Genomic DNA, 23,724 nt, shown 5'->3' with positions numbered 1-23,724 from the left:
GGTCGCGCGGTTCCCCGCGCCCCTTGGTGGGTGCCCCTTGCGGTGGCGCCTTCACCTTGCGGTGCACGGTGGTTGCTCGCGCGGTTCCCCGCGCCCCTGCGTATGTGCGGCTCCTTCCGCGGAAGGACCGCAACCCCCAAGGGCGCGGGGGGTAGTCCCCAGCCGGGCCAGGCACCCCGCAGGGTCAGCGCAAAGCCTCGGACACTTCCGTCGCGGCCTCGACCACGCGCATACCCACCCGTTCCGGGACGGATTCCGCGAGCATGACAACACCGACGCTGCCTTCGATACCGGGCACCCCGAGAAGGGGGGCGGCGGCGCCGGCGGCACCGGCCTCCAACTCGCCGGAGGTGATGACGTAGCGGGCCTGCCCGAACGCCCCGCCGACCCCGATGACGCGGTCGGTCCCGTCGACCGGGTGATCCACCGCGCCGACCGACCTCGCCGCGAACCCCGCGAACTCCTCGCTCTCGGCCCGCTCCCAGCCACCCCCGTCCGCGGTGGGCTGCATTCCGCGGCCGGCGAGGATCGCCCGTCCGGCGGCACCGCGGTCCAACGGGTGCCGGAAGCCGGTCCGATAGGCCACGTGGTAGTCGGTCCAGGTGGGCTCGACCACGGCGACGGCGAGCGCCTCCGTGCCGTCGACGAGGGTCAGATGAGCGGTCGCCCCGATGTCCTCCGCCAGCGCCCGCAGCGCGGGCAGCGCGGCCTCCCGCAGCAGCGGATGCACCTGATGGGCGAGACCCAGCACCCCGAGCCCCACTCTGGCCCGCCCACCGAGGTCCCTGCGGACCAGCGAGTGCTGCTCCAGCGTGGCCAGCAGGCGGTACACCACCGTGCGGTTCACGCCGAGTTTGGCGGCCAGTTCCGTCACGGTCAGACCGTGGTCGGTGTCGGCGAGCAGTTTGAGAACCCGTAGGCCCCGGTCGAGCGTTTGAGACGTCTCCGCGGTCACGACGCCCCCTCCTCGTGAAATCGGCGGCGCATCTCACCACCCCCGCCATCGGGGTGCGCACTGCCGGTCCCGCGGCAGTGCGCGGAGAGGCCGCCGGTCGGTTCGTTACCCGGCTGCGCTCCGCGGCTGCACTGCCACGGCGCGTGCGTGACCGGCACCGTAGCGAGCGAGTACCGCTCAGCGGAAGGGGTCGTCCACAATCCGGGCGCTCCCTTGACCGGACTTTGGGGTTCATCCCGGTGCCGATCACCTACAATCCGGCGGAGATCACCGCATTCGGGTCGCCCACTCCTGCACCTTTTTGATGCGCTCGGCGAGCTGCCCGGCGCTCGCCTCGGCACTGGGCGGACCACCGCAAACCCGGCGCAACTCGTTGTGCACGACGCCGTGCGGTTTGCCGCTCTGGTGGTGATACGCACCCACCAGGGTGTTGAGCTGTTTGCGCAGTTCGAGAAGCTGGCGATGGGTGACGATCGGCCGCCGCTCGGCGGGCAGTTCGAGCAGATCGGCCTCTTCGTCCGGTTTCTTCCGGCTGTGCGAGATCTGCCGGGCCTGCCGCCGTTGGAGCAGTATCTGCACCTGGTCCGGCTCCAGCAGCCCGGGGATGCCGAGGTAGTCCTGCTCCTCCTCGCTGCCCGGGTGCGCCTGCATGCCGAACTCGGCGCCGTCGTAGAGCACCCGGTCGAAGACCGCGTCGGACTCCAGCGCCTCGAACGGCAGCAGGTCGTCGTCGGTCGCCTCGTCGTCGGCCTTCTCGGCGTCGGCGAGCAGCTGGTCCTCCTCGGCGAACGGGTCCTCCTCGCCGCCCTTCTTCGGCTTGTCGAGCACGTGGTCGCGCTCGACCTCCATCTCGTTGGCGAACTCCAGCAGCATCGGGATGGTCGGCACGAACACCGACGCCGTCTCGCCGCGCCGCCGGGACCGTACGAAGCGGCCCACCGCCTGCGCGAAGAACAGCGGGGTGGAGATGGTGGTGGCGTAGACGCCGACCGCCAGGCGGGGCACGTCGACGCCCTCGGAGACCATCCGCACCGCGACCATCCAGCGGTCCTCGGACGCGGCGAACTCCTCGATCCGCTTGGAGGCGCCGGTGTCGTCGGAGAGCACCACGGTCGGCTTGTGCCCGGTCAGCTCCTTGAGCAGCTTGGCGTAGGCACGGGCCGAGTCCTGGTCGGTGGCGATCACCAGGCCGCCCGCGTCCGGGATGCCCTTGCGGACCTCGGTCAGGCGCTGGTCGGCGCTCTTGAGCACGTTGGGAATCCACTCGCCGGTGGGCGCGAGCGCGGTACGCCACGCCTGGCCGGTGGCGTCCTTGGTCATCGGCTCGCCCAGCCGCGCGGACAGCTCGTCGCCGGCCCGGGTGCGCCAGCGCATCGTGCCGGAGTAGCTGAGGAAGATCACCGGGCGGACCACGCCGTCGGCGAGCGCGTTGCCGTACCCGTAGGTGTAGTCGGCGGAGGAGCGGCGGATGCCGTCGTTGCCCTCCTCGTAGACCACGAACGGGATCGGGTTGGTGTCGGAGCGGAACGGGGTGCCGGTCAGCGCGAGGCGGCGGGTGGCCGGCTCGAACGCCTCCAGGCACGCCTCGCCCCAGGACTTGCTGTCGCCGGCGTGGTGGATCTCGTCGAGGATCACCAGGGTCTTGCGCTGCTCGCAGCGGTTGCGGTGCAGCATCGGCCGCACCCCGACGCCCGCGTACGTCACCGCGACGCCGTGGAACTCGCGTCCGACCGGGCCCGCGCTGTAGTCGGGGTCGAGCTTGATCCCTATCCGCGCCGCGGCGTCCGCCCACTGCGTCTTGAGGTGCTCGGTCGGGGCGACCACGGTGATCTGCTGCACCATGTGGTTGTGGAGCAGGTACGACGCCAGGCTGAGCGCGAAGGTGGTCTTCCCGGCGCCGGGCGTCGCCACCGCGAGGAAGTCCCGCGGCTGCGCCGCCACGTAGGCGTCGATGGCGCCCTGCTGCCAGGCCCGCAGCTTGTTCGCCGTGCCCCAGGGGGCCCTCCCGGGGAAGGCGGGCGACAGGTGGTGGGAATGGGGGTGCGAGGCGGCGGTAGTCACGGTCTCCGTAAGGGGGTTGTCGGCGCGGGCGGCCGCGCGCGGGTCGGTTCGGTACGAAAACCGCCTCAGCCTACCGGGCGGCACGGCGGCCATCCCGCGGCGGCGCGAGCGCGCCGCCCCGGTGCGACCCACCTCACAGTGCGGCGAAAGGACGGCGCGGGTTGCGTCTCCGGTGCGGCAGACTGCCTGACAGCGCGGTGTGGGGCCGCGAGGGGGCGGCGGCGAACCCGGGGGGCGGGATGGGAATCGGCATGACCGGACGCGGCGGGCGGGCGCGGGCCGGCGTGGTGGCGCTGGCGGTGCTGTTGGTGCTGGCGGGGGTGGTGGCGCTGGTCAAGTACGAGCGGCGCGACAAGGGCACCCCGTACGTGCCGCCGCGCGCCGGCCAGGCGTCGATCCTGCTCACCGCCGACCAGGCCGGCTCCGGTCTCGACCTCAACACGATCCGCGCCGACGACGGCATGGCCTTCGCTCCCGACGGCTCCCTCTACGTGCTGCGCACCGACCTGTTCAGGGTCTCGCCCGACCGCAAGGTGTCCCGGGTGTGGCGGGCCGGCGCGTACGCCACCGGCGGGCTCGCGGTGCTCCGCGACGGCACCGTCGCGGTCGGCGTGCGGGGCGGGGTGCTGCGGATCGACACGCACGGCAAGGCGTCGACGCTGGCGGGCAGCCCGGACCCGGCGCCCGGGAAGAAGAAGGGGAAGGGCGGGAAGGGCGACGACGGCACCGGCACCGGCGGTACGAGCGGCACCGGCGGCACGCGCGGGGACTCCGGCGCGAAGGGCGCCGCGGGCCCCGCCGGGTCGACCGACGCGACGGGCTCGACCCTCCCCGCCGGCTCCACCGCGTTCGTCGGCGTGGCCCGGCCGCTGGGCACGCGGCCGGACGGCGCCCTGCTCGTCCAGGACTTCACCGCCGTCTACGCCGTCAAGGACGGCACCGCGACCAAGGTGCTGGACACCCCCGTCGCCAGTGCCTACCTCAACACCGACACCGACACCGACGCCGTACGGCCCACCGCCGACGCCGCGGGTGACGTGTACTTCGTGGCCGCGGCCGACCACGTCGCCGGCCTCTCCCACCGCATCACCCGGGTCACCCCGTCCGGCGCGTCCGCGCCGGTCCCGGTCCCGAAGAGGATTGCCGGCCTGCCCGGCGACCCCGACCGGCTCACCGTGCAGTCACTGGCCGGGGACGGCGCCGACGGGGTCTACGTCGACGCGGTCGGCGGGAGCGGCGGGAGCGGGTCCACCGGTGGCCTGAACGACTACATCGTCCACCTCCACGACGGCACGGCCCGGGTCGTCGGGCACAGCCACACCGCCGCGCACGTGCTCGACTGCACGCTGCCGCACGCGGTGAGCGCCCTCGAACTGCCCTGCTCCCTGCCGGCCGGCATGGCCTACCGCGACGGACGGCTCGCACTGGACGGGATGGTGCACTACACGCTCGAAGTGGCCGTCTCCTAGCCGGAACCCGAGGCCCGGAACCCGGAAGCCGAGGCCCGGAACCCGGAAGCCGGAACTTCGGGCCCCGTTGTGCGGACCCGGGAGTTCCAGCCCGGGACCCCGCTCGCGCGCCCGCGGCCCTCCCGGGGTTCAGTCGCGGGCCGGCCTGGTGCGCAGCCGCGCCGCGACCAGCGTGCCGGCCAGCGCGATCGCCGCCGTCGGCACGAACACCGCGGCGAACGCGGCCGGGTGCCCGGTGGTGGCGCCCGCGACCGCGGCACCGGTGGCCGCGCCGACCGAGCCGCCGCCGAGCGCGGTGAAGACGGTGCCGGCGCCGCCCACGATCAGCACGTTGGAGAGCGAGTCGGCGACCTGGAGGGCCGCGGAGTTGGTGCCCGCCTCGGCCGGCGGGGACAGCCGCAGCATCAGCACGCTCAGCACGGAGATGGTCAGCCCCATGCCGAGGCCGCCCGCGCACCAGGCCACCGCCACGATCCACGGCGGCACCGAGTGGATCAGCACGAACGGCAGCGTGCCGATGGCGGCCGCGGTCAGCGCCATGCCGGCCTGCGCCAGCCGCTCCCGGAACGGCTCCAGCCGCGGCCTGGACTGCAGGTAGGAGCCGAGCGCCCAGGTCAGCCCGCCGCCCGACAGCGAGAGGCCGGCCAGCGTCGGGGACAGGCCGCGCTGGGTGACCAGCATCAGCGGCACGAAGCTCTCCGCGGCGAAGAACGAACCCGCCGCGATGCCGCGCATCAGCACCACCGTCGGCAGCCCCCGTACGGCCCGGAACGTGCCCCGCGGCAGCAGCCGCAGCGCAGCCGGCACCAGCAGCCCCGCGCCGGCCACCGCCGGCAGCACGGACAGCGGCCGCAGGTCCTGCCCGGCGTACTGGAGCAGCGCGGCGCCGCACGCGAGCGCCCCCGCCCACCAGATCCGCCGGCCCGCCGGCCGCGCGGCGGAACTCTGCCCGCGCTGCGCCGCCGCGGCCTCCCGGGTGGCCCGGCGCAGCGCCGGCAGCATCACGGCCAGCGGCAGCACCACCAGCACCGGGATCGCCAGGAACACCCAGCGCCAGCCGAGGTGCTGGGTGACGGTGCCGGACACCAGCGGCCCGACGATCGAGGGCACCACCCAGGACGCGGAGAACGCGGCCATCACCGCGGGCCGCAGCCGCTCCGGATAGGCCCGGCCCACCACCACGTACAGCGCCACGATCACCAGGCCGCCGCCGAGCCCCTGCACCGCCCGGCCCAGCACGAACACGCCCATCGACTGGGCGGTGCCGCTGACCACCAGGCCGGCGCCGAACCCGGCGATGCCGGTGGCCAGCGGCGCCAGCGGGCCGCCGCGGTCGCACCACTGGCCGCTCACCACCATGGCGAGCAGCGAGGTGGTGAAGTAGCCGGAGAACGCGAACGCGTACAGCCCGACGCCGTGCAGTTCCCGGGCGGCGACCGGCATCGCGGTGCTCACGGCGGTCGCCTCGAAGGCGATCATCAGCACCACGGAGACGATGCCGAAGGTGAGCGCGCGGTACGGGCGGGACAGCACGCCGCCGTCGGTCGCCGGCATCTGCGCCAGGTCCCGTGCGGCGGCCTGGTCCGGAAGGGTCCCCGCGCCGTGCGCGCTGCCCGGAGCGATGCCGTCCGGCGCGGCGCCGGCCTGAACGGTCGTGCCCGCAGCGGCTTTCCCCGCGGTGGCACCGCGCCGTCCGTGGCGAGTGCGCGTGGTCGGTCGTGTCGGTGCCATCCGGCCAGGGTAAGGGTCGCCGGGCAGTGAGCGCCCCTACCCGTAGGCGTTAATCGGATCAGCCGATGGACCTAGGCCGCGCGCCGGAACGTGCGGCGGGCGCCGGGCGCGCGGCCGGCCGTGAACGCCGTGTGGCAGTCGTGTTGCGGGGTGGGCCGGACCGTTGACCGCGCGTACCGCGGACCGGCATGGTCATAGCAGCGAGAGCACGCGGCCGCGTGCCCGAGTGGTCAGGGACTCGTCTGCAAAGCGAGCTACACCGGTTCGAATCCGGTCGCGGCCTCCACGTCCGGCCCGGCGCCCGTCCCACGGGCCCGGGCCGGTCCTGCGTTCACGCGTCCGTACGCGGCGGGATGCCGGGCCGCGGGCGGGTCAACCCCCGCAACCCCGCAACCCCCGTCCTGGCGGCCTCACTTGGCCATCACCACCGCCACGATCACCGCGATCACCACCGCCAGTGCCGCGATCGCCGCCGTGATCTTCGCGGCGCTGTACGGGCGTTCGCCGATCACCTCGCCGGTGCGGGCGTTCACCATGACCTGCCAGCTCTTGCCCGCGTGCAGGTACGTCAGGAACCACACCGGCAGCAGCATCAGCTTGAACGTCACGTCGTCGTACCGGGTGTTCACCGAGGTGACCCGCTGCTCGTCGCCGCCGATGTCGGCGCGGCAGTCCCCCTGGATCACGCCGGCCATCCGCTGCTTCGCCGTCTCCAGGCCCTGTTCGGGCTCGACGTCGTAGCGCACCGTCTGGAAGCCGGCCAGGTACTCCGGCTGGTAGGGGCGCGCCTCCTCCAGCGGCCACGGGGTGAGCTTGTCCAGCTGCTTGGACTTCACATGGCTGGTGCCGGCCACCAGGATGTCGTCGAAGGCGCGGGCCACGGTGCCGGAGGCGTGGTGCCAGCGGGTGTGCTGGACCTGGCGGGTGCGGGTGACCTGCTCCCCGTTCTCCGTCGTGGTGTAGGTCTCGGTGGTGTAGTAGTGCTCGCCGCGCTGGCCCTGGTAGTGCGAGGTGGTCGCCGCGTCGTACGTCCAGTGCGGCAGGTAGCTGCCCTTGAACGTCTCCGCCTCGGTGACCTTCTTCAGGCTGCTCGGCGCGAACCAGCGCGAGGACGTCCAGGTGCTCAGCCGGTCCCGGGCGGCCCTGCGGTCCAGGCCGAACGGGACGACCGCCTCGGGTACCACCCGCTCGGTCAGTTCGGCGTCGGCGACCAGGGGGGTCGCGCAGAACTGGCAGCGCGCCGACAGGTCGTCGGTCTCGGTACGGGCGCCGCACCCCGGGCAGACGAACGCCCGCGCCTCGCCCAGCACCGCGGCGCGCGGCTTGTCCCGCAGCGTCGCGAGCTCCGCGATGGGGTGCTCGCGGACCTGGCGCGGCAGCTCCGCCAACGCCCGCTCGTGGCCGCAGTACGGGCACTTGAGCGCGCCCGCGCCCGGCGAGAACTCGACGGTGGCGCCGCACGCCTCGCAGGGGGTCGACTGCACGCCGCCCGCCCCGGCCGCCGTCCCTGCCTCCGGTCCCGGCCCCGCCTGGGTGGAACCAGTGCCGGCCACCACGCCCTCCGGCCCGCGCTCTTCCGTGCTCATGGCAGTGCTCTCCCCCACTCCTTGGGTCGTCCGTCCGTGCCTCGACGTGCCTGCGTGCGTCCGTACGTGCGTACCTGTGTACGTCGCGACGGGTCCGGCCGGCTACACGGGTGCGCCGTGCCACGCCGCCCGGGCGCCGGGCGTCCTCACGCCTGCGGCGGCAGCGGCGGCGGGGCGGCCCCGAACAGCCCGCCGACCTCCGGGACCTGGGCGGCCGGCAGCCATCCGGCCATGCCGTCCTTCCAGACCAGCGTCTCGCGGGTGAGGGTGCCCGCGCCGACCAGGCCGGACAGCGCGGCGGCGTCGTACGGGCCCTGCTGGGCGCCGCCGATCCCGACGAACCACTGGGCGGGCTGGGGCAGCGGCGGCGGGGTGGCCGCGGTGGGAGCTGGTGCGGGTGCGGCCGGGGCGGCGGCGGCCGGGCCCGCGGTCGCGGGAGCCGCCGGGGCCTGCGGGGTGAGCCCCGCCGCGATCCGCTGGCCCATCGCCATGCCGATGCCCAGGCCGACGCCCTCGCCCGCGCCGCCCGGGTTCCGGGCCGCCTCCCCGATCGCGTTCGCCGCCTGGAACTGCGTGAACTGGTCGAGGTTGCCCGCGATGCCCATCCGCGAGCGGGTGTCGATGGCCTGCTCGACCTCCGGCGGCAGCGAGATGTTCTCGATCACGAACTTCGGCACCGAGATGCCGACCGACGCCAGCTCCTGGCTGAGCACCACGGCCAGCCGGGCACCGATCGCGTCCTGCTGCGTGGCCAGGTCCAGCATCGGCACGCCCGAGGTGGCCAGTGCGTTGGACAGCCGCCCGACGATGAGCTGCCGCAGGTACTCCTGCACCTCCTCGGTGCGGAACTGCGGGTCGGTGCCGGCCAGTTCGCGCAGCAGCGCGGGCGGGTCCACCACCTTCGCGGCGAACGAGCCGAACGCCCGCAGCCGTACCATCCCGAACTCGGCGTCCCGCACGATCACCGGGTTCGCCGTCCCCCACTTCATGTCGGTGAACTGGCGGGTCGTGACGAAGTACACCTCGGCCTTGAACGGCGAGTCGAAGCCGTACTTCCAGCCCTTCAGCGTGGACAGGATCGGCATGTTCTGGGTCTGGAGGGTGTAGGTGCCAGGCGTGTAGACGTCGGCGATCTGGCCCTCGTTGACGAACACCGCGGTCTGGGACTCGCGCACGACGAGCTTGGCGCCCATCTTGATCTCGTTGTCGTGCCGGGGGAAGCGCCACACGATGGTGTCCCGACTGTCGTCGGTCCACTCCACGATGTCGATGAACTCGCCCCGGATCGCGTCGAACAGACCCACGCCCGTCCCCCATCCCGCGCTTCGCGCGCACTGCCCGCCCCATTGACCGACCAAGCGTCCGAGCACGCCCGAACCCGGGCACTCTAGCAACCACCCCCACCGCCACCCCTCATGACGTCCGCTCCCGAATCCCCGGTTCCACCGCCCCCGCAGTGGGGGCGTCCGGCCGCCGCCGGGATTGGCCCGGAGATCGGGGGTCGTAGTGGCCCAGGGGTGGAGGGGCGGGGGGACGTAGCGTCAGGGGTATGACGCGACGAGGGAGTTACGCACAGCAGGCGCCGGACGTGTTCAGGACGATGCTGGCGTTCAGTCAGGCGGCCGTGAAGGGGCTCGACCCGGTGATCGGGGAACTGGTGAAGATCAGGGCCTCGCAGATCAACCGGTGCGCGTTCTGCCTGGACATGCACGTGAAGGACGCGCGGAAGGCGGGCGAGAGCGACGAGCGGATCGACCTGCTGGCGGCGTGGGAGGAGGTCGACGGGCTCTACACCGACAAGGAGCGGGCGGCACTGGCGCTGACCGAGGCGGTCACGGTGCTCACCGAGGGGTTCGTGCCGGACGAGGTGTACGCACGGGCCGCGGCGCACTTCGACGAGGCCGAACTGACCCGGCTGGTCAGCGCGATCGTGGCGATCAACGCGTGGAACCGCTTCAACGTGACGTTCCGCACGGCCCCCGGGAGCCAGGCATGAGCGGCACGGCCATCGGCGGCAAGGCCGCCGTCCTGCGCGCCCTGCACCACGACCGGGCGGCCGACGATCCGCTGGTGCTGCCCGGACCGTGGGACGCCGCGAGCGCGAAGGTGTTCGCGGACGCCGGCTTCCCCGCGCTGGCCACGCCGAGCGCGGGGGTCTCGGCGTCGCTCGGCTACCCCGACGGGCAGGGCACTCCCCCGGCCGAGATGTTCGCCGCGATCCGCCGGATCACCCGGGCCGTGGACGTGCCGGTCAGCGCGGACGTCGAGGCCGGATACGGGCTGCCCGCCGCGGAGTTGGTGGAGCGGCTGCTCGAAGCGGGGGCCGTCGGGTGCAACCTGGAGGACTCCGACCCGGCGACAGGTGCGCTGCGCGACCCGGACGCCCAGGCCGAGTTCCTCGCCCAGGTGCGGGCCGCGGCGGGCGACGCGCTCGTCCTCAACGCGCGCGTCGACACCTATCTGGCGGGGGCCGACCGTACGCCCGCGGCCGCGATCGCCCGCGGGCGGCGGTACGCCGAGGCCGGGGCGGACGTGATCTACCCGATCCTCGCCGCTCCGCAGGCGCTCGGCCTGATCGCCGAGGGGGTCGGGCTCCCCGTCAACGCGCTGTGCAAGCCGGGCGGCCCGGCGCCCCGTGAACTCGGGGTGTTCGGCGCCACCCGGGTGACCTTCGGGGGAGGCATGCAGCACCAGGCGATGGACGATCTCCGCGTCACCGCGGAGGCGTTGCGGGGCTGAGCCGGTCCGCCCGGGCTGCCCCGTCCCGGGAGTACCCGGACCTGACGGCCCGGGGTGGCTCGTCGCCGCGGGTACTCCCTCGGGGGGGAGTTCCCCGCGCCCCTCGTACGTGGCTGATCGCCGCTTCTGCCCGCGGGCGCCCACGCCACGGGCGGTGTTCGACCGTGCGGAAGACGTGCACCGACAGGGGCGCGGGGAACGGCGCGCGCAACCCGCCACCGGCGGGAGCCCGGGGGCAAGGGCGGAACCGTGGCGGCGCGGCGCCCGCGGGTTCCTACGGGGTGGGGGGTTTGACGACGGCTGCTTGGGGGCGGATGGGGAGGCGGTTGACGGGGCGGCCGGTGGCCGCGCGGACCGCCGCGGCGACGGCGGCCGGTGAGGTGACGACGGGCACCGCGGAGACGGCCTTGGCCCCGAAGGGCGCGACGACGTCACGTTCCTCGACGAGCTTGACGATACGGACGTCGGGCGCGTCGAGGGCGGTCGGCAGCGGGTACCCGGTGAGGTTGGGCCGCTTGACGATGCCGCGCGGCGCCCGCAGGTCCTCCATGAGTGCGAGCCCCAGCCCCTGGGTGACGCCGGCCTCGATCCGGGCGGCGAGCTGGCGCGGGTTGAGCACGCGCCCGACGTCCTGGGCCACGGCGAGCTCGACCACCCGCACCGCGCCCAGCTCGATGTCGACGTCGACCACCGCGCGGATCGCGCAGAAGGTGAGCCCGACGAAGGCGTCGCCCTGGCCGTTGTCGTCGAGCCGGTCGGTGGGGTGCGGGCGGCACTGCGCGGTCGCCCACAGCTCCTTGCCGTCGAGCGTCTCGGCGACCGTCGTGGACAGCACCCCGTCGTAGGACGTGATCTTGCCGTCGGCGATGGACAGCAGCTCCACGGACATGCCGAACTTCGCGGCGAGCGGCTGGAGCAGCTGGGTGCGGACCATCTTCGCGGCGCGCTCCACCGCCCCGCCCGACACCCAGGTGTGCCGCCCGCGGGCGGCGGGCCCGGCGGGCGGCTGGTCGGTGTCGGACGGCAGCACCCGCACGTCGTCGACGCCCAGCACCTCCTGCACGATCTGCCGGGCCAGCGTGGTGAACCCCTGCCCGGTCTCGACGGCGGCGCAGATGACGGTGGCGCGGCCGTCGTGGATGCGTACGGTCGCGGTGGACACCTCGTCGGTGCCCTCGGCGCCCAGCAGGTGCACCATGCCGAGCGCGTAGCCGACCCCGCGGCGCACCGCCCCGGGCTCGCCGGCGCCGGAGACGCCGCCGGGCAGCAGCCACTGGGACTCGTCGTCGCCGTCGGGCAGCGGCGGCAGGTCGGCGTCGCGCACGGCCTTGAGGAGTTCGCCGACCGGCGCCGGGCAGGTGACGGTCTGGCCGGTGGGCAGCAGGTCGCCGGTGGCCAGGACGTTCCGCATCCGGATCTCGGCCGGGTCCAGGCCGAGTTTGGCGGCGAGCTTGTCCATCTGGCCCTCGTAGGCCGCGCAGACCTGGAGGGCGCCCTCGCCGCGTACGTGCCCGGACGGCGGGTTGTTGGTGCGCACCACCCAGCCCTCGACGAAGACGTGCGGCACCACGTAGGGGCCGGCCGCGAAGGCGACCGCGGCGGCGAGCGCGTCGGAGGACGCGTCGGCGTAGGCGCCCGCGTCGAGCAGCACCTGCGCCTCGACCTTGACCAGGCGGCCCTCGGCGTCGGCGTGGTGGCGGTAGCGCAGCAGGGTCGGGTGGCGGTGGGCGTGGCCGAGGAAGGACTCCTCGCGGGTGGCCACGAACTTCACCGGGCAGCCGGTGCGCAGCGCCAGCAGGCCCAGCGGGAGCTGGATGCCGGAGTCCTCGCGGTCGCCCATCGCGCCGGGCACCCCGGTGACGACGACCTTGACCCGGTCGGCTTCGAGCCCGAAGCAGGCGGCGGCGATGTCCCGGTCGGCGTGCGGGTCGGTGGAGGCGACGTAGAGCTCCACGCCGCCGTCGGGGCGCGGGACGGCCAAGCCGGCCTCGGCGCCGATCGGCGCGGGGTCCTGGCGGCCGACCCGGTACAGGCCCTCCACCACGACCTCGCCGACCGCCTCCGGGTCGCCGAAGCGCAGCGGGATGTGCCGGATCAGGTTGCCGTCGGGGTGCAGCGGTTCCGCCGCGAACGCCTTCTCCGGGTCGGTGACCGGCTCCAGCACGTCGTACTCGACGAGGATCGCGGCGGCGGCGAGCCGGGCGGTGTCGGGGTGGTCGGCGGCGACCGCGGCGATGGGCTCGCCGTGGTGGCGTACGACGTCGTGGGCGAAGACCGGCCGGTCGGCGACCTTGCGGCCGTGCATGGCGTCGCCGGGCACGTCCTCGTGGGTGACGACGGCGCGTACGCCGGGCATCGCGACCGCGTCGGAGGTGTCGATCCGGGTGATCCGCGCGTGCGGGTACGGCGAGCGCAGCACCGCCGCCCACAGCAGCCCCTCGGCCCACAGGTCGGCGGCGTACGGGTAGGTGCCCTGCGCCTTCGGCAGCGCCTCGGCGGAGGGCACCGGCGCGCCGATGCCGTGCGGTTCGCCGCCCTGGCCGGCCAGCGTCTCGGCCACCGCTCCGGGGCCCTCGACGATGCTGCTGCTCACTGGGCACCTCCCGAGCCCGCGGAGCCGCCCTGGTGGGGGACGCGGGCGGGGTCGTCGGGTCCCGCGGCCGCGGGGTCGTCGGGGTCGCGGCCGGTGTCGCGCGCGGCGACGACCGAGCGGACGGCGTCAAGGACGCCGCGGTAGCCCGAGCAGCGGCAGAGGTTGCCGCTGAGCGCCTGGCGGACGTCCAGGTCGGTGGGCTTGTGGTTGCCTTCGAGCAGGTCGTGGACGGTCATCGCCATGCCGGGGATGCAGAAGCCGCACTGCACCGCGCCGCTGTCGGCCAGCGCGCACTGGACGTCGGAGGGCCGGCCGTCGACGGTCAGGCCCTCGACGGTGCGCACCTCGCTGCCGGCCGCGGTCGCCGCGGGCACCAGGCAGGACGCCACCAGCCGCCCGTCGACCTGGACGGAGCAGGCGCCGCACTCGCCCTGCTCGCAGCCGTCCTTGGCGCCGGCCAGGCCCAGCCGCTCGCGCAGGACGTACAGCAGGGACTCGCCGAGCCAGGCGTCGGTGACGGGCCGGTCGGTGCCGTTGACCCGGAGCATGTAGGAGGCGAGCGGGTGCTCGCTGCGGGTCGGCTCGGGGGATTCGAAGGGCTCCGCCGGGTCCGGATCGGCCGAACCGGCGTCCGCGGTACCGAAGTCCGCCGCGGCGTCCGGGGCGGCGCCGGTGTCGCCGTCGGACGCGGCGTCGCCGTGCGGGGTGCCGTCCGCGCCGTCCTGGCCGTCCTGGCCGGGTCCGGCGCCGAAGTCGGGGTCGACGTCGGAGCCGAGTTCGGGGCCGTCGTGCGGGGACGCGTCGTCGGTGCCGGACGCTTCGGAAACGGCCTCGGCGACTTCGGTGGCCTCGGCGTCATCCGGGCCGTCCGCGCCGGGTGCTGCTGCGGGCTCCCGCACGTCGTCCGGGCCCGCGAGGTCGGCGAGGTCCGCGAGGTCGCCATGGCCGTCGGGGCCGTCGTGCCGGGCCGATCCGACGTCCTCGCCGTACCCGGCCGGCTCGTCGACGGCGGCGGGCTGGTCGACGGCGGCGGGCTGGTCGAAGGACGGTACGGCGTAGGGGATCTCGCCGCCCGCGGCGACGTCGTGGCCCGCGGGCCGGTCCTGCCCGGTGTCGATGCCGTCGGCCGTGGAAGGGACGTGAGGCGCGTGGGGCGCGGGAGGCGGACCCTCGGGGTCGTCCACGATGCCCGACCAGGCCGCGTCCGCCGCCGGGGCGTGCGCGGGCAGCCACGGCACCGCGTCGCCGCCCTCGGGGCCGGTGAACGGCATCTCCCAGTGGCCGCTGCCGGCGTCGGACGGCGCCTCGGCGCCGCCGCGCTCCCGCTCGGCCGCGGCCCGCTCCCGCGCCGCCTGGGCGGCGGCAGCGGCACCCTGGCCGAACATGCCCGCGGGGAAGGACTGGGTGGGCGCCGGTGAGGGCGTCTGGTCCCAGGAGGGTGAGAAGGCACCGAGGGAGTACTCGCCGGACTCGGCCTCGGACTCCTCCCTTATGACCGGGATCGACCAGGCGGTGACCGGGTCGGGGTCGCCGCCCGCACCGCCGACGCCACCCGCGCCACCGGTTCCGCCCGCGCCGAAGCCACCGGTGCCAGAACCGCCGTCGGCCGGACCCCCGTCGCCGTGCCCGCCGCCGTGGCCGCCGCCGGAAGCACCGCCGGGAGCACCGGCCGGGACGTCCTGCCCGGCGCCGTATCCCCCGTGTCCCCCGTGCTCGTAGGGCCGCTCGGGGTTGCCGGGCAGCCGGCCGGAGTGCCCGCCGTGCGGGCCGGGTTGCTCCTGCGGCCGGTAGTCGTACGCCGAGCCGCCGTCCGGGCCGGGCCCGTACAGCGGCTGACCGACCTGGTAGCCGCCGTTCTCCAGGTAGCCGGCTTCCTCGTCGGGGTGGCCGGACCAGCCGGGGCCGGCCGGGCCGTGCGCGCCGAGCGGGTCCTCGCCGGGGCGCGGCTCGGGCGGGAGTTGGGCGGCGAAGGAGACGTGCATGGTCTGGTCGGGGTCGTAGTCCCCGCCACCGGGCACCGGCTGCCAGGCGCCGGCGGTGCCGGGACCGTGCCGGCCCTGCTGGTCCCGCTGGTCCCGCTCGTTCGGCTGCTGGTCGGTCATGCCAGGGCCCTCCCGAGCGCTCGGCGGGACAGTGCGGCCACGGTACGGCGCAACTGGACGGCGGCGGGTGGCAGTTCGACACCTGGCTGGTCGGGGATGCAGGCGGCGGCCACGTACTCCCCGAAGGCGGTGCACGCCTCCGGGGCGAGGCTGCGCTCGCCGTCCCAGTCGATCAGCCCCGCCACCCACTGCTCGGCCTCCAGCGGCCGCAGCGGCACGGGCGCGACGGCGCCGACCGAGCAGCGGACCTGGCGCCGGGCGGGGTCGACCACGAGGGCGACCGAGGCGACCGCCCGGCCGGGGCCGGTGCGCCCGGTGGCCTTGAGGAACGTCTGCGGGGCGTGCAGCAGCGGGATACGGACGAAGGCGAGCAACTCGCCGGGGCGCAGCGGGTCCATGCCGGTGAGCAGGTGGCTGACCGGCAGTTCGCGGTCGCCGTCCGGCCCGGCGAGGATCACGCTCGCCTCCAGGGCGGCCAGCACCGGCAGGGCGTCGCCGGTGGGCGCGGCGCTGGCGATGTTGCCGCCGAGGGTGCCGGCGTTGCGGATCTGCGGGGGGCCCGCGGAGCGGGCGGCGGCGGCCAGCGCGGGGATCAGCGCGGCGAAGTCGGGGCGCCCCATGCGGGCGTGGGTCAGGCCCGCGCCGAGCAGGGCGGCCCCGTCGGCGTACTGCCAGCCGCGGATCTCGCTGATCCGGCCGAGGCCGACGAGCGCGGCCGGGCGCAGCAGGCCGGAGTTGACCGACGCCATCAGGTCGGTGCCCCCGGCGACGGGCACGGCACTGGGCATGTCGGCCAGTGCCGCCACCGCCTCGTCGAGCGAGGAGGGCAGCGTGACGTTCGCCGCCTCCTGCCGTGCATACGTGCTCACGACGCTGCCCCTTCCCGGCCTACCTACGTCACGCGGTAGCCGTACCGTACGTGCTGACAGCCCGGACGTGGCAACTCTGGCACATGTTCCGGGGCGCCCGACGCGAGGGTCCACGAAGTACCGATCCGCCCCTCACAGGGTTGATCGTACGACTGGACACGGATCGGGCGCTGTGTCTGCATTGCCACCCTTCAAGGCAGTTGGGACGGTACGGGTCCAGGGTGCCGCCGCGGCGCGCGGCGCGGCGGCGGGTTCCCGGTTCGGTCACACGATCGGGGGCGAACCGGGCTTCGGGCGGCCGAGGACGCCGGGGCGGCGCTGCCAGGGCTTCGGGCCGCCGGGCGGGCGGTATTCGACGCCGAGAGCGTCGAGCCGGGCGTAGTGGGTGCGCATCCGGGCCTGGAAGTCCGGCCAGTCCCGGTCGGCGGGGGCGCCGAGCGCGGACCAGGCGACCTCGGCGAAGGCGGCCAGCCGGGGGAAGACCATGTAGTCGACCGCGCGGACCGAATCGAGCACCTCGGTCCAGACGTTGGCCTGGGTGCCGATGACGTGGGCGGCCTCCTGCGGCGTCAACTCCGGCGGGACCGGCTCGAACCGGTAGACGTCCTCCAGGGTGCGGACGTACCCGATGGGCACCGGCTCGTCGGGCGAGTCGGACTGTCGCCAGTCGAGATAGACATGGCTCTCCGGGCACATCACGACGTCGTGGCCGGCCCGTGCGGCGGTGATTCCGCCGCGGTACCCGCGCCAGGAGGAGACCGTGGCGCCCTCCGGCAGGCCGCCCTCCATGATCTCGTCCCACCCGATCAGCCGCCGGCCGCGCTCGGCGAGCCAGCGGTCGAAGTGGCTGATCAGCCGGCTCTGGAGTTCGTCCTCGTCGCGCAGGCCGAGTTCGACGATGCGGTCCTTCGCGGTGAGCGAGGCGGTCCACTGCTCCTTGGGGCACTCGTCGCCGCCGATGTGGAAGAACGTGCCGGGGAACAGCTCCAGCAGTTCGGTGAACACCTCCTCGTAGAAGCGCAGGACGGCCTCGGTCGGGGCGAGCACGTTGGGGTTCACGCCCCAACTGGTGAGCACCGGCAGGGCGCTGGTGTCGAGCACGTCGGTGTTGCCGAGTTCGGGGTAGGCGGAGATGGCGGCCTGGGAGTGGCCGGGGATGTCCACCTCGGGGACGACGGTGATGTGCCGGGCGGCGGCGTATCCGACGATCTCGCGGATGTCGTCCTGCGTGTAGTAGCCGCCGTGCGGGCGCTCCTCCCACAGCGGGGACTCGCGCAGGCCGACCTTGGTGCGCTCGCGCCAGGCGCCGACCTCGGTGAGGCGGGGGTGGCGGCGGATCTCCACCCGCCAGCCCTGGTCGTCGGTGAGGTGCAGGTGCAGCACGTTGAGCTTGTGCGCGGCCATCAGGTCGAGGTAGCGGAAGACCACGTCCTTCGGCATGAAGTGGCGGGCCACGTCCAGCATGAAGCCGCGCCAGCCGAAGCGGGGGGCGTCGGCGAGGTGGCAGGCCGGTACGGTCCAGGTGCGTTCGGCCAGCGGGGCACGGCGGAAGGCGTCGGGGCCGAGGAGTTGGCGGAACGTCTGGGCGCCCCAGAAGACGCCGGCCGGGCCCGCGCCGGTGATCCGCACGCCGCCCACCGGGTCGACGGTCAGGCGGTACCCCTCCGGCCCGCCCGGCACCGTCTCGTCCACCGCCAGCCGCACGGCTCCCCCGCCCGACGCCTCCCCCGCGGAAAGCGGCAACCCCGTCGCCGCGCCCACGGTGCCCCGCAGCCACCGCGCGGCCGCCTCCGTACCCGGCCCGGCCGCGATCACCGTCTCCGGCCGCAGCGTGAAGACTTCGTCGTCGGCGGAGTACGTCGTGGCGTCGCTCGGCATGGGGATGAGATCCATGGGCCCATCCTGCAATACGCCCCACCGATTGGCATAGACCAATACGCCGCCCCGCGCCCCTGCGTACGTGCGACTTCTCCGGGGGGACGGCTAGGCCGTGTTTTGGAAGTAGCGCCGTCCGCCCAAAGGGCGGGGCCCGTGGCGTCTGGTGCGTGCGATCGCAAGGCGGAGGGTTGTCCTCGTAGTGGGCCTACTAGGACAAGCCCGACAACGAAGCGAGCGTGCGTGCCAGGCGCCACGGGCCAGGCGGGACTTCCAAAACACGGCCTAGTGTTCTGAGTCGGGAGTTCTGTTCATAACGGTAGGCTGTGTCTGTGGTGCGGACGGGTCGGCCGAAGGCCGAGTTGGTGTTGTCGGATGATGAGCGGGCTGCCCTGGAGGGGTGGGTGCGGCGTCGTTCGACGCCGCAGGCGTGGGCTTTGCGGTGCCGGATCATCCTGGCCTGCTCGAGTGGGGCGTCGAACAAAGACGTGGCGGCGGAGGTGGGCTCGACGCCGCATGCGGTGGGTCGGTGGCGGGCGCGGTTCGTTCAGCACCGGATCGCCGGCTTGGGTGACATGCCCAGGCCGGGTGGCCCGCGCACGGTGACCGATGAGCAGGTGGCGGACCTGATCGCCAGGACTTTAGAACGTACTCCGAAGGACGCGACCCACTGGTCGACGCGGTCGATGGCCAAGGAGACGGGGCTGTCGCAGTCGACGGTCTCGCGGGTGTGGCGGGCGTTCGGCCTGCAGCCGCACCGTAGTGAGACGTTCAAGCTGTCGACCGATCCGTACTTCGTCGACAAGGTCCACGACGTGGTCGGGTTGTATCTGGATCCGCCTGAGCGGGCTCTGGTGTTCTGCGTGGACGAGAAATCGCAGATCCAGGCACTGGACCGGTCCCAGCCCGTACTGCCGATGATGCCCGGAGTCCCGCAGCGGATGACGGCCGACTACGTCCGGCACGGCACGACCACCCTGTTCGCCGCACTGGAGGTCGCCACGGGCAAGGTCATCGGCTCACTGCACCGCCGGCACCGGGCCGAGGAGTTCAAGAAGTTCCTGGCCAAGCTCGACAAGGAGATACCGGCGGACCTGCAGGTGCACCTGGTCCTGGACAACTACGCCACCCACAAGACCCCGGCCATCAAGACCTGGCTGCTGGCACACCCACGGTTCCACCTGCACTTCACACCGACCGGCTCGTCCTGGCTGAACCTGGTCGAGCGATGGTTCGCCGAACTGACTAACAAGCAGATACGGCGAGGCGTCCACAAATCCGTCCAGGCCCTGGAGACCGACATCCGCCAGTGGATCGCCACCTGGAACACCGATCCCAAGCCCTACATCTGGACCAAGACCGCAGAGGACATCCTCGAACGCCTCGCCGGATATCTGAAGCGAATTCCCGACTCAGAACACTAGAGCGCGCGGCGCCGCAACACGTGCAGGCGGGCGGAGAAGACGCTCGCGGCCAGCCACCCTCCGACCGTCCAGAACAGGTGCCCGAGGGCGACCGGCGCCCACGCCTCCGTGGAGGTCCGCCCGCGCACCGCGAGCGCGAGGGTGCCTCCGATCAGGAGCCCCGTGGCCGTGAGTTGGAGCCGGACCAGTCCGGCGTAGCGAAGGATGCGGCGGGCGAACATCTCGCCGTACCACCAGGGCACGCTCAGCAGGACCGCGCAGACCGCGGCGAGCCCGGCCGCGGAGAGCAGGGCCACGGACCACAGCGGCCAGGGCGCGCCGCGCCACGCCCGGTCGGCGACGAGCCCGGTCGTGAGCAGCGCGGGCAGCGGCAGGACCGTCGCGACGTGCACCGCGGCGATCCGCCACAGCCATTCGTCGCCGACCATCTCGGTACGGGTGGTGGCGCGGACCCCGCGCAACCGGGTGCGCGCGCTCACCCCGGACCGCCTGGACCCCATGGCGGCCAGCACCCCGATCAACCCGAAGGTGACCCCGAAGACGATCCCGGCGGCCACCAGCTCCCAGGTCCCGCCGGTCTCGATCCGGTAGAGCTGCACCCCGAGGAAGACCGCCAGCCCCACGCCGCCGAGCACCGCGCCTCCGCGCGGCACCACGAGCTGCCCGGGTGCCGCGCCGAGCGTGAGTGCCCGCTCGGCCGCCGCACGGTGCTCCGCGCGGTTGCGGCGCGGTATCCGCCCGAACACGCCGCGCCCCGCGGACAGCGAGCGGGCCAGCGCGATCTGCGCCTCCGCCTCGCGCGGGGCGAGCGTGACCGCGCGGCGGGCGGCCGCGATCGCGTCGGGGATACGGCCGAGCCGCCGGTAGACGTCGGAGAGCAGCACCGACGGCTCCCAGCCGTCGGGGTCCGCCCCGGTCGCCCGCAGCGCCACGGTGAGCGCGGCGTGCGCCTCGTCCAGCGACAGCAGCACCACCCCGGCGAGCACGAAGACGTCGCCGGCCTCGGCGGGCGAGGCGATCGCCAGCGCCCAGTCGACGGCGTCGCGGGCCTCCGCGGGCCGCTGCTCCTGCGCGAGCACCCAGGCGCGCAGCAGGTACCCCGCGCTGCCGTTGCGCTCCACGAAGGCGTCACTGATCAGCGCGTGCGCCTCGGCGAACCGGCCCTGGCCCACCAGGGAGTGCACGCGCTCACCGCTGCTCGCGTCGTCGTCCGGCGCGTCCGCCGCACCGAACGCGCCGCTGTCAGCCGTTGCCGCCCCTTCCGGACTTGCCGGAGCCGGACTTGTCGTTGCCGCCGCCACCGGCCGGCATGCCCTCGTAGATCTCCTTGCACATCGGGCAGACCGGGTACTTCTTCGGGTCCCGGCCGGGGACCCAGACCTTGCCGCAGAGCGCGACGACGGGCGTGCCTTCCAGCGCGCTCGCCATGATCTTGTCCTTCTGGACGTAGTGCGCGTAGCGCTCGTGGTCGCCGTCACCGTGGGAGAGCTGCGGAGTCGGCTCGACCAGTGTGCCGGTGCCCGCCCCGCGCTCGGGCTCAAGAGTGCTCATAACCGTCAAGCCTAATTGAGAGAGGGATCGTCGGGATACGTGGCCACCATCGCGAGCTTGCCGCGCTGCCGGCGCAGTACCGCCCGCCACATCCTCTCCGGGTCCGGCGCGGACACGTCACCCGGCTCGGACTCGACGACGTACCAGGCGCCGTCGGCCAGTTCCTTCTCCAGCTGGCCCGGTCCCCAGCCCGCGTACCCGGCGAAGATCCGCAGCGAGCCCAGTTCCGCGGCGAGCAGTTCGGGCGGCGCCTCCAGGTCGATCAGGCCGATCGCGCCGTGCACCCGGCGCCAGCCCAGGATCGCCTCGTCGCCGTCCGCACCGGGCTCGCCGGGGACGACGGCCAGGCCGAGCGCGGAATCCAGCGAGACCGGGCCGCCCTGGAAGATCACCGGCGGGGCGACGGTGAGCGCCGCCCACGACTCCAGGACGTCGCCCACGCCGACCGGCGTCGGCCGGTTCAGGACGACGCCGAGCGACCCCTCCGCGTCATGGTCGAGGAGGAGCACCACCGCCCGGTCGAAGTTGGGGTCCGCGAGCTTCGGCGTGGCCACCAGCAGTCGTCCGGTGAGCGAGGACACCTCGGTCATGGTGCACATGATCCCCCAACCGATGCCCGTTCGGAGGGTCAACGGCGGGGTAGGCGGACCCGTCAAGCGCATTACCATCTCTTCTGGTTCCCGCGCGGCGGCGAAAGACCCGCGGCCGTGCACGCCGAAGCCCGTACGACTTCTGAAGAAGATCGCGAGATCCATGACCGACATCGCCGATGTGCTGCTTGTCCATGGTGGGACCCCCCTGGAGGGCGAGATCAAGGTCAGAGGTGCGAAGAACCTCGTGCCGAAGGCCATGGTGGCCGCCCTGCTGGGCAGCGAACCGAGCCGGCTGCTGGGCGTGCCCGAGATCCGCGACGTGCGGGTGGTGCGCGGCCTGCTCCAGCTGCACGGCGTCACCGTGGAGAGCGGCGACGCGCCCGGTGAGCTGGTGCTGGACCCGCGCCGGGTGGAGAGCGCCAACGTGGCCGACATCGACGCGCACGCCGGCTCCTCGCGCATCCCGATCCTGTTCTGCGGCCCGCTGCTGCACCGGCTCGGGCACGCGTTCATCCCGGGCCTGGGCGGCTGCGACATCGGCGGCCGGCCGATCGACTTCCACTTCGACGTGCTGCGCAAGTTCGGCGCCACGATCGAGAAGCGCGCCGACGGCCAGTACCTGGAGGCGCCGCAGCGGCTGCGCGGCTGCCGGATCAGGCTGCCGTACCCGTCGGTGGGCTCCACCGAGCAGGTGCTGCTGACCGCGGTGCTCGCCGAGGGGGTGACCGAACTCACCAACGCCGCCGTGGAGCCGGAGATCGAGGACCTGATCTGCGTGCTGCAGAAGATGGGCGCGATCATCTCGGTGGACACCGACCGCACCATCCGGATCACCGGCGTGGACTCCCTGGGCGGCTACGTCCACCGGGCCATCCCGGACCGGCTGGAGGCCGCCTCCTGGGCGAGCGCGGCGCTGGCCACCGAGGGCGACATCTACGTGCGCGGCGCGCAGCAGCGCTCGATGATGACCTTCCTGAACACCTTCCGCCGGGTCGGCGGCGCCTTCGAGATCGACGACGAGGGCATCCGCTTCTGGCACCCGGGCGGCCCGCTGAAGGCCATCGCGCTGGAGACCGACGTGCACCCGGGCTTCCAGACCGACTGGCAGCAGCCGCTGGTGGTGGCCCTCACCCAGGCGTCGGGGCTGTCGATCGTGCACGAGACGGTCTACGAGTCCCGGCTGGGCTTCACCGAGGCGCTCAACCAGATGGGCGGGCACATCCAGCTCTACCGCGAGTGCCTGGGCGGCAGCGCCTGCCGGTTCGGGCAGCGCAACTTCCTGCACTCCGCGGTGGTGTCGGGGCCGACCAAGCTCCAGGGCGCCGACCTGGTCATCCCCGACCTGCGCGGCGGCTTCTCGTACCTGATCGCGGCGCTGGCCGCGCAGGGCACCTCGCGGGTGCACGGGATCAGCCTGATCAACCGCGGCTACGAGAACTTCCTGGCGAAGCTCCAGGGGCTGGGCGCCGACATCGAGCTTCCGCCGCTGCCGGACAGCGGGGCCGCCGAGGTGGCCTGAGAGCCACGACCCGAGCCGTGGCCGGAGCCGTGGGCCCCGGTCCCGCCGCTGGAGCCCCGACCCGAGCCTTCGTACGGCCCGCAGCGCCCCCGTACGGGCCGTACGAGCCGTATGCCGCCGGTACGGAGCCCGGCCCGGCCGGTACGGCGCCTGCGGGCCCCTGCCGGCCCGGCACACGCCGAGGGCGGCCGTCTCCCTCGGGAGGCGGCCGCCCTCGGCGTTTCGGTGCTACTGCACCACCGGGCTCACTTGCCCTTGGCGGCTTCCTTCAGCTTGGAACCCGCGGACACCTTCACGCTGTAGCCCGCCGGGATCTCGATCGGCTCACCGGTCTGCGGGTTGCGGGCGGTGCGGGCACTGCGGTGGGTGCGCTCGAAGGTCAGGAAGCCGGGGATGGTGACCTTCTCGTCACCCTTGGCCACGATCTCACCGACGGTCTCGGCGAACGCGGCCAGCACGGCGTCGGCGTCCTTGCGGGTCACCTCGGCGCGGTCGGCCAGCGCGGCCACCAGCTCACTGCGGTTCATATCTGTACTCCCGTGTTCTTGCTGCCATGGGGGCGCGAGCCGAAGCTTTTGCTGTGTGCCTCACCGCCCAGGTGTGCATCCTGCCCCCATATATGGGGGGAAAGCCAATCGCCTGCCCGCGCGAGTCGCG

18 protein-coding genes and 1 tRNA gene are annotated in these 23,724 nt (G+C 73.8%); 6 read left to right on the top strand and 13 right to left on the bottom strand.

The window, feature by feature from the left end:
* Window positions 1–184 precede the first annotated feature (184 nt).
* Both OG896_RS25595 and OG896_RS25590 read right to left on the bottom strand, forming a co-directional pair.
* Window positions 185–955 carry an IclR family transcriptional regulator gene (locus tag OG896_RS25595; protein WP_328464575.1) on the bottom strand — a complete coding sequence of 257 codons (771 nt, stop codon included), beginning with the start codon at window positions 953–955 and terminating at the stop codon, window positions 185–187.
* 267 nt (window positions 956–1,222) lie between these two features.
* Window positions 1,223–3,016 carry a DEAD/DEAH box helicase gene (locus OG896_RS25590; protein WP_328464577.1) on the bottom strand — a complete coding sequence of 598 codons (1,794 nt, stop codon included), beginning with the start codon at window positions 3,014–3,016 and terminating at the stop codon, window positions 1,223–1,225.
* 251 nt (window positions 3,017–3,267) lie between these two features.
* Here OG896_RS25590 and OG896_RS25585 point away from each other — a divergent pair, with 251 nt between their 5' ends.
* Window positions 3,268–4,485, top strand: a complete 1,218-nt coding sequence (locus tag OG896_RS25585) for a hypothetical protein (RefSeq protein ID WP_329369074.1) — start codon at window positions 3,268–3,270, stop codon at window positions 4,483–4,485.
* Between the two features lie 129 nt (window positions 4,486–4,614).
* Here the strand turns inward: OG896_RS25585 and OG896_RS25580 are convergent, their stop codons facing one another.
* Entirely contained in the window at window positions 4,615–6,039 is a 1,425-nt protein-coding gene (locus OG896_RS25580; protein ID WP_329374261.1) for an MFS transporter, read from the bottom strand.
* A 389-nt stretch (window positions 6,040–6,428) separates the two neighbouring features.
* Here OG896_RS25580 and OG896_RS25575 point away from each other — a divergent pair.
* A tRNA-Cys gene (locus OG896_RS25575) sits at window positions 6,429–6,502 on the top strand.
* Window positions 6,503–6,626: 124 nt separating this feature from the next.
* Here the strand turns inward: OG896_RS25575 and OG896_RS25570 are convergent.
* Together OG896_RS25570 and OG896_RS25565 are read right to left on the bottom strand one after the other, a co-directional pair.
* The gene (locus tag OG896_RS25570; RefSeq protein WP_329369072.1) at window positions 6,627–7,802 is read right to left on the bottom strand and encodes a hypothetical protein; all 1,176 of its coding nucleotides are present in this window, start codon (window positions 7,800–7,802) and stop codon (window positions 6,627–6,629) included.
* Window positions 7,803–7,948: 146 nt separating this feature from the next.
* Window positions 7,949–9,106: an SPFH domain-containing protein gene (locus OG896_RS25565; RefSeq protein ID WP_329369070.1), complete on the bottom strand. Its 1,158-nt coding sequence runs from the start codon at window positions 9,104–9,106 to the stop codon at window positions 7,949–7,951.
* A 245-nt stretch (window positions 9,107–9,351) separates the two neighbouring features.
* Here OG896_RS25565 and OG896_RS25560 point away from each other — a divergent pair, with 245 nt between their 5' ends.
* Both OG896_RS25560 and OG896_RS25555 read left to right on the top strand, forming a co-directional pair.
* Window positions 9,352–9,798: a carboxymuconolactone decarboxylase family protein gene (locus OG896_RS25560; RefSeq protein ID WP_328464585.1), complete on the top strand. Its 447-nt coding sequence runs from the start codon at window positions 9,352–9,354 to the stop codon at window positions 9,796–9,798.
* Window positions 9,795–10,541, top strand: coding sequence for an isocitrate lyase/PEP mutase family protein (locus tag OG896_RS25555; RefSeq protein WP_329369068.1), 747 nt, complete (start codon window positions 9,795–9,797; stop codon window positions 10,539–10,541). The genes OG896_RS25560 and OG896_RS25555 overlap by 4 nt, the downstream gene beginning before the upstream one ends.
* Before the next feature lie 274 nt (window positions 10,542–10,815).
* Here OG896_RS25555 and OG896_RS25550 read toward each other — a convergent pair whose 3' ends face one another.
* The 4 genes from OG896_RS25550 to OG896_RS25535 form a co-directional block, all read right to left on the bottom strand.
* A complete protein-coding gene (locus OG896_RS25550) occupies window positions 10,816–13,089 on the bottom strand; it encodes a xanthine dehydrogenase family protein molybdopterin-binding subunit (protein ID WP_402443337.1) in 2,274 nt (757 codons plus the stop codon).
* A 41-nt stretch (window positions 13,090–13,130) separates the two neighbouring features.
* Window positions 13,131–15,236 carry a 2Fe-2S iron-sulfur cluster-binding protein gene (locus tag OG896_RS25545; protein ID WP_329369066.1) on the bottom strand — a complete coding sequence of 702 codons (2,106 nt, stop codon included), beginning with the start codon at window positions 15,234–15,236 and terminating at the stop codon, window positions 13,131–13,133.
* Window positions 15,233–16,105, bottom strand: coding sequence for an FAD binding domain-containing protein (locus OG896_RS25540; protein ID WP_328464591.1), 873 nt, complete (start codon window positions 16,103–16,105; stop codon window positions 15,233–15,235). Before OG896_RS25540 ends, OG896_RS25545 begins: the two co-directional genes overlap by 4 nt.
* A 264-nt stretch (window positions 16,106–16,369) precedes the next feature.
* Window positions 16,370–17,998, bottom strand: coding sequence for a beta-N-acetylhexosaminidase (locus OG896_RS25535; RefSeq protein ID WP_329369063.1), 1,629 nt, complete (start codon window positions 17,996–17,998; stop codon window positions 16,370–16,372).
* A 314-nt stretch (window positions 17,999–18,312) separates the two neighbouring features.
* Between OG896_RS25535 and OG896_RS25530 the strand changes: the two genes are divergently transcribed.
* Window positions 18,313–19,404, top strand: a complete 1,092-nt coding sequence (locus tag OG896_RS25530; protein WP_329361896.1) for an IS630 family transposase — start codon at window positions 18,313–18,315, stop codon at window positions 19,402–19,404.
* Here OG896_RS25530 and OG896_RS25525 read toward each other — a convergent pair.
* Genes OG896_RS25525 through OG896_RS25515 form a run of 3 tightly spaced genes read right to left on the bottom strand, consistent with a single transcriptional unit; the run spans window position 19,401 to window position 21,554 of the window.
* The gene (locus OG896_RS25525) at window positions 19,401–20,588 is read right to left on the bottom strand and encodes a tetratricopeptide repeat protein (protein ID WP_329369061.1); all 1,188 of its coding nucleotides are present in this window, start codon (window positions 20,586–20,588) and stop codon (window positions 19,401–19,403) included. The two genes, OG896_RS25530 and OG896_RS25525, sit on opposite strands and share 4 nt — an antisense overlap.
* A gap of 58 nt (window positions 20,589–20,646) precedes the next feature.
* On the bottom strand, window positions 20,647–20,955 hold the full coding sequence (locus OG896_RS25520) for a DUF3039 domain-containing protein (protein ID WP_329369059.1): 309 nt from the start codon (window positions 20,953–20,955) through the stop codon (window positions 20,647–20,649).
* Window positions 20,956–20,966: 11 nt separating this feature from the next.
* Window positions 20,967–21,554: a YqgE/AlgH family protein gene (locus tag OG896_RS25515; protein WP_329369058.1), complete on the bottom strand. Its 588-nt coding sequence runs from the start codon at window positions 21,552–21,554 to the stop codon at window positions 20,967–20,969.
* Between the two features lie 154 nt (window positions 21,555–21,708).
* On the opposite strand from OG896_RS25515, the gene murA reads away from it, so the two are divergent.
* The gene (gene murA / locus OG896_RS25510; protein ID WP_328464601.1) at window positions 21,709–23,067 is read left to right on the top strand and encodes a UDP-N-acetylglucosamine 1-carboxyvinyltransferase; all 1,359 of its coding nucleotides are present in this window, start codon (window positions 21,709–21,711) and stop codon (window positions 23,065–23,067) included.
* Between the two features lie 245 nt (window positions 23,068–23,312).
* On the opposite strand, the gene OG896_RS25505 is transcribed toward murA, so the two are convergent.
* Window positions 23,313–23,594: an HU family DNA-binding protein gene (locus OG896_RS25505; RefSeq protein ID WP_103888102.1), complete on the bottom strand. Its 282-nt coding sequence runs from the start codon at window positions 23,592–23,594 to the stop codon at window positions 23,313–23,315.
* Window positions 23,595–23,724 lie beyond the last annotated feature (130 nt).

Source organism: Streptomyces sp. NBC_00669 (assembly GCF_036226785.1).
Classification (GTDB): domain Bacteria; phylum Actinomycetota; class Actinomycetes; order Streptomycetales; family Streptomycetaceae; genus Actinacidiphila.
The sequence above is the reverse complement of the archived record's forward strand: the minus strand, read 5'-3'. Positions and strand labels throughout refer to the sequence as shown.

Excerpts from the sequence above, each read along its gene's own strand:
- OG896_RS25585 (WP_329369074.1), top strand. The coding sequence starts at position 3,268 with ATGACCGGACGCGGCGGGCGGGCGCGGGCCGGCGTGGTGGCGCTGGCG.
- OG896_RS25580 (WP_329374261.1), bottom strand. The coding sequence starts at position 6,039 with ATGCCGGCGACCGACGGCGGCGTGCTGTCCCGCCCGTACCGCGCGCTC.
- OG896_RS25570 (WP_329369072.1), bottom strand. The coding sequence starts at position 7,802 with ATGAGCACGGAAGAGCGCGGGCCGGAGGGCGTGGTGGCCGGCACTGGT.
- OG896_RS25560 (WP_328464585.1), top strand. The coding sequence starts at position 9,352 with ATGACGCGACGAGGGAGTTACGCACAGCAGGCGCCGGACGTGTTCAGG.
- OG896_RS25555 (WP_329369068.1), top strand. The coding sequence starts at position 9,795 with ATGAGCGGCACGGCCATCGGCGGCAAGGCCGCCGTCCTGCGCGCCCTG.
- OG896_RS25545 (WP_329369066.1), bottom strand. The coding sequence starts at position 15,236 with ATGACCGACCAGCAGCCGAACGAGCGGGACCAGCGGGACCAGCAGGGC.
- OG896_RS25535 (WP_329369063.1), bottom strand. The coding sequence starts at position 17,998 with ATGGATCTCATCCCCATGCCGAGCGACGCCACGACGTACTCCGCCGAC.
- OG896_RS25520 (WP_329369059.1), bottom strand. The coding sequence starts at position 20,955 with ATGAGCACTCTTGAGCCCGAGCGCGGGGCGGGCACCGGCACACTGGTC.
- OG896_RS25515 (WP_329369058.1), bottom strand. The coding sequence starts at position 21,554 with ATGTGCACCATGACCGAGGTGTCCTCGCTCACCGGACGACTGCTGGTG.
- murA (WP_328464601.1), top strand. The coding sequence starts at position 21,709 with ATGACCGACATCGCCGATGTGCTGCTTGTCCATGGTGGGACCCCCCTG.
- OG896_RS25505 (WP_103888102.1), bottom strand. The coding sequence starts at position 23,594 with ATGAACCGCAGTGAGCTGGTGGCCGCGCTGGCCGACCGCGCCGAGGTG.